This window comes from Thermoactinomyces intermedius (genome assembly GCF_013912365.1).
Lineage (GTDB): Bacteria > Bacillota > Bacilli > Thermoactinomycetales > Thermoactinomycetaceae > Thermoactinomyces > Thermoactinomyces intermedius.
In genome coordinates, this window is sequence record NZ_JACETT010000094.1 from 1 (window position 1) to 4,405 (window position 4,405).

The following is a 4,405-nucleotide window of genomic DNA, read 5'->3' on the forward strand; positions in this document are numbered from 1 at the left end:
GGTTAAGTTATAACTTAACCTAGACGATAATAAAAAATAAATAATATCTAAAAACATAAATAAAAAAGCTCACGGCAAAATGTTTCCGTGAGCTAAATTTATTTTATCTGCTTAATAAAGTGTCATGAAATTGTACTAATTTACCCATAATCTTACAGGAGGTAACCACAAAAACAACTCATGAAAAGCATTATCATTCCACTTTATTTTCTGTGGATTTTTATTGTTGTTTTTCATTAGTTTCTACATCTTCATTTCCATCCTCTTTTGCTTTATCTTCTTCCTCTTCTCCGTGATTATTTATATCCTCGTTTTTCTTTTCTTCTGTGTCATCTCCCTTATCTAGGAATCCCCCAAATAAGAAATTAAATGTGCTTTGGATTTTATAGGTCAGAGATGCTAACCAACCCCCTTGGCTCCCCGGCGCTTCAATTGGAGGTTGCGGTTTATCTTTAATAGGACTGTCTTCAGGCTCTTTATATTGTTCTATGTTGTTTTGTCTATTATTATTTTCTTGTTCAATTTCATCCTTTTTGATTTTCTCGTCACTGTTATTTGAGCCTTTTTCTTTCTCTTTTTCTGTATCGTCCGCAACTTGTTTAGAACTATTGTTCGTTAAATTCTCCTCGTCTTTCGAATTATTATTTAGGTGCTCCTCAGCAACCATTGGTTGCGCTTGCTCTTCAGTGGATTCTATAATCTTTGTCGGTGAAGGCTTCGTAGTTTCCTTTTCAGCTTCAGTAATGAATATGCTTTTAATTTCAATCGGTTCTATGTCAATAGAAGCGGCAAACGATGCCTTCCCGTTTTTTAATGGCGTGATAGTTCCTAACATCTTTTTCTCACTAGGTGTTTCTAACCAAACCTGTAACACTGAATCTGGTGATTTTTTCTGCAAATCCTCAATACTTAAAATAACTCGGTTCGGTGTGATATAAGCTTCTCCATATGCTCCCGAAACCAATGAAGTTAACTTCAATTTCTTAACAGGAGTTCCAAAAGCTTTCTCAAGTTCGCTAATGCTTGCGTATTGTGATTGATTTTCTATCGTTGCTCTGGCATTTGCTAATTCATTTTTAAGTTGCTTATTCTGCGATAAAACAATTAAAGTTGAACTAAGGAACAAAATACATGCGACAATTGCTGAGGCTAAATAAATTTTACACTTGTCCAGCTTTGGTTTATTTTGCCCCTCCTGCTTCTCTTCATTTTCTGCCTCTGAACGTGCATTATCCAAAATCTTCTCCCGCAGTGAAGCGGGAGGCTCTTCTATGTCAATCCCCAATTCGAGGCTCAACACTAACTCCTCAAACCCGTATTCTTTTTTACTTTGCATGCCCTTGAACCTCCCATTTTTGCATCTGCCTCCTCAGCCTATTAATTCCCAGCTTTACTCTGCTTTTCACCGTGCCCAAAGGAATGTTTAATAACTCAGCAATTTCCTTTTGAGTATGACCTTGTATATACATCAATTCAATTACTTTTCTCTGGTCTGGCGGCAATTTTTTTATTTCTTCTTTAAGCTGGTTTGTCATAACTGCCACATCTAAGTCTACTTCAGATTCCCTTATTTCGGCAAGCTTATCTATATCTACTTTAGTAAATTTGCTAGATTTCCTCATATAGTCAATTGTTGTGTTTTTGGTGATAGTAAGAAGCCAGGTCGAAAGCTTTTTACTCTGGTCGAACAGATGCGCTTTTTTCCATATTTTCATAAAAACGTCTTGCGTAATCTCTTCAGCGCTGTATCTATCACCATTTAGGAGTTTCAGGGCATACGAGAAAACCAACCTCCCGAATACCCTATACAACTCATCCAAAGCATTTAAGTTTTTCTCCTGAATTTCCTTTATTAGTCTATTTTCATCTCTATAGGACATACCTTTTTCCCTCATTTTTCCTATATTAGAAGTAGAAAACCATTTCTTAGTATAACTAATATACAAAGCGATTTAAACACATCCGAAAAACATGAAAAAATACTAATCCAAAATAAATACTTCTACGTAGTAATAAATAGATGCGGAAAGACACAATAAAAAATAAAAAAGTTGTAATCCATATCAAAAGCTCGTGCGTAGTCTTTTATAGAAACAAGCAATTCACCTGATGAGAAAAAAATTTATAAAGTAGTAATCCAAATAGAACGTATATTCGTATTCTAAGATGAAGACAGTGAGAAATCAAGAAATCCAACATTTATGTAAAGGGGTTAGGAGAAACCATGCAACAAGATAAAGTGTTCACCTGCTCCGAGGAATTCGGAAAAGAAGACGCAACCTCCTTAATCGCCGAAACATTCGCTATATTCTTAAATCAAAAATACGGAAAAGAAGTCGTGCAAGTGAAGAAGGAGAATAAGTGACAAGTGAATCCCTCAACTAAATTGACCACTCTCGGCTTTGTTCATAAAATAGGTCCGATGTTAACTATAGGACCGATATTAACTAAGGAGTGGTTAAGTTGAAGAACAAATGTGCCATTTACGCAAGGGTTTCAACAGACAGACAAGCAGAATCAGTGACACACCAAGTTTCATTGCTTCGTGAATACGCAAAAGTTCGTGGGTTGGGCGAGGTTCCGGATGATTGTATTTATGAAGACACCGGATTCTCGGCATATAGCCTTGATATATGGGCAAGACCAGCCATGAAGCGATTACTACAAGATGCTGAGAGAGGTAAGTTTAGTGTCGTCTTGTTCAAGGGGATATCACGACTTGCGAGAAATACACAGGAAGCTCTGGAAACGCTAGAACGGCTTAAATATAAAGGTCTACGTGTTATCTCATATGAGGAAAATTATGACTCGTCTAGACAGGACAGCAGTTTTGCATTCACTATCCACTCTGCGGTTGCGGAGTATGAAGCGGAGAAAATAGCTATCCGGGTACTCCTCGGAAAGAAGGAAGCCGCAAAGACTGGTAAGTGGAATGGGCGTCCCCCATTTGGGTATACGGTTAACGAAGACGCACGCCTCCAAGTTTTCGAGGAGGAAGCAAAATATGTCAGGAAAATGTTTCATTGGTATGTTAACGAAGGAATGGGGATGGCAAAGATTGCCCAAAGGTTAAACGAGTTGGGTATTCGAACAAAATTCGGAAGTATATGGCGTAAAAACAGCGTTAAACAGGTTCTCACCAATGAGACTTACTTAGGAAGAGTAGTTTATAACAAGCGGCGGCAAACAAGAATAAAGGATTATACTGACTCGGAAAGAGGCAGAAAAAGAATTGTCTATACGGACAAGGAAGAAAAAGAATGGATTGTCTGTGAAAATGCCCATGAGCCGATTGTGGAGAAGGAAATATTTCAAGAAGCACAAAGACTCATGAAATCAAGGCATGGTACAAGTTGGGTGAAGCCCGGCGGAAAGCCAGGGCAATATCCCCTATCTGGGATTCTGTTCTGTGGAGAATGCGGAGGAATTTTTTACCACCACAGAAGGCAATACACCCGAGTATCTAAAAAATCAGTAGCTCGGTATTATGTGTGCTGTAATACTCCCCAATTTAAAGACCAGCCTTATGTTACCTGCTCTGCCCCTTCCATACGTGCCGAGCGAATAGAGGAATACGTGGTTACACTATTACGTAGACGCTTAAAACAAGCACTGAAGAAAGGAGACATTTTTAGCCATCTGTCTACAAATGGTATGAAAAAGGATGATTTGAAGCAAAAGATAAGGGAAGTTGACCAGAAAATCAACAAGATTAATGAAAAGACAGCGGAGTTGTACTTTGAAAAAGAAAATATGATGCCTGAGCAGTATAATTACTTACTTAAACGGTTAAAGGGTGAGTTGGAAAAATTAGTGATTGAGCGGGGGGAATTAGAAAGGGAAAAGCTCCTTGTGGAAGGGCATGAGTCGCAAAAGAAACTTCTCATGGAGGATATAGAGGAGTTCATGGAACTAGACATTAACAACCTAGGCAGATTACGTGTCATCCTCTCAAAATTCATCGAAAGGATTGATTATAAAGACGGTCATTTGAGAATTAAATACAAGTTCTCACGCTGACAAGTACCCGTTCTTTCCCGCGGGTACTCCTAGATAAAATTCAGAATATTAGAACTTTTATTCTTATGTCTAATTTAAGACCCTTCCACCACCTATAAGTTGGGCGAAATGGTATAAAAGGGAGGTTATATTAAGTGGGAAGTTCACATAATGTTCACAGTCGACATCGTTAACTTAGTTGACTAAGGTATTTTTTATATGCTATAATTCGCTTAACAATCGGAAATTGTTTTGTTGACTCTATTGACTAAGCGGATTTATATAGCCCAAAAATTTCCGCTGATTTTTATCGGAAAGTACTTGATAAATTACAAAAAACGCTTTAAAATTCGCTTTTCATTTTTTCAGAGTGCCTCTAGTGGACAGTTAAGGTATACTTCGTCCC

The 4,405-nt window shown here is 37.8% G+C and carries 4 protein-coding genes; 2 read left to right on the forward strand and 2 right to left on the reverse strand.

Annotated elements, in window-relative coordinates; all coding sequences use genetic code 11:
• Nucleotides 1-220: 220 nt before the first annotated feature.
• On the reverse strand, nucleotides 221-1,336 hold the full coding sequence (locus H1R82_RS14315; RefSeq protein ID WP_181729199.1) for an anti-sigma factor: 1,116 nt from the start codon (nucleotides 1,334-1,336) through the stop codon (nucleotides 221-223).
• The gene (locus H1R82_RS14320) at nucleotides 1,326-1,880 is read right to left on the reverse strand and encodes an RNA polymerase sigma factor (protein ID WP_181729200.1); all 555 of its coding nucleotides are present in this window, start codon (nucleotides 1,878-1,880) and stop codon (nucleotides 1,326-1,328) included. The genes H1R82_RS14315 and H1R82_RS14320 overlap by 11 nt, the downstream gene beginning before the upstream one ends.
• Before the next feature lie 344 nt (nucleotides 1,881-2,224).
• Here H1R82_RS14320 and H1R82_RS14325 point away from each other — a divergent pair, with 344 nt between their 5' ends.
• Both H1R82_RS14325 and H1R82_RS14330 read left to right on the forward strand, forming a co-directional pair.
• The gene (locus H1R82_RS14325) at nucleotides 2,225-2,365 is read left to right on the forward strand and encodes a hypothetical protein (protein ID WP_181729201.1); all 141 of its coding nucleotides are present in this window, start codon (nucleotides 2,225-2,227) and stop codon (nucleotides 2,363-2,365) included.
• Nucleotides 2,366-2,463: 98 nt separating this feature from the next.
• Nucleotides 2,464-4,020, forward strand: a complete 1,557-nt coding sequence (locus H1R82_RS14330; RefSeq protein WP_181729202.1) for a recombinase family protein — start codon at nucleotides 2,464-2,466, stop codon at nucleotides 4,018-4,020.
• Nucleotides 4,021-4,405 lie beyond the last annotated feature (385 nt).

Coding starts and splice junctions, on each gene's coding strand:
- H1R82_RS14315 (WP_181729199.1), bottom strand. CDS start 1,336: ATGCAAAGTAAAAAAGAATACGGGTTTGAGGAGTTAGTGTTGAGCCTC.
- H1R82_RS14320 (WP_181729200.1), bottom strand. CDS start 1,880: ATGTCCTATAGAGATGAAAATAGACTAATAAAGGAAATTCAGGAGAAA.
- H1R82_RS14325 (WP_181729201.1), top strand. CDS start 2,225: ATGCAACAAGATAAAGTGTTCACCTGCTCCGAGGAATTCGGAAAAGAA.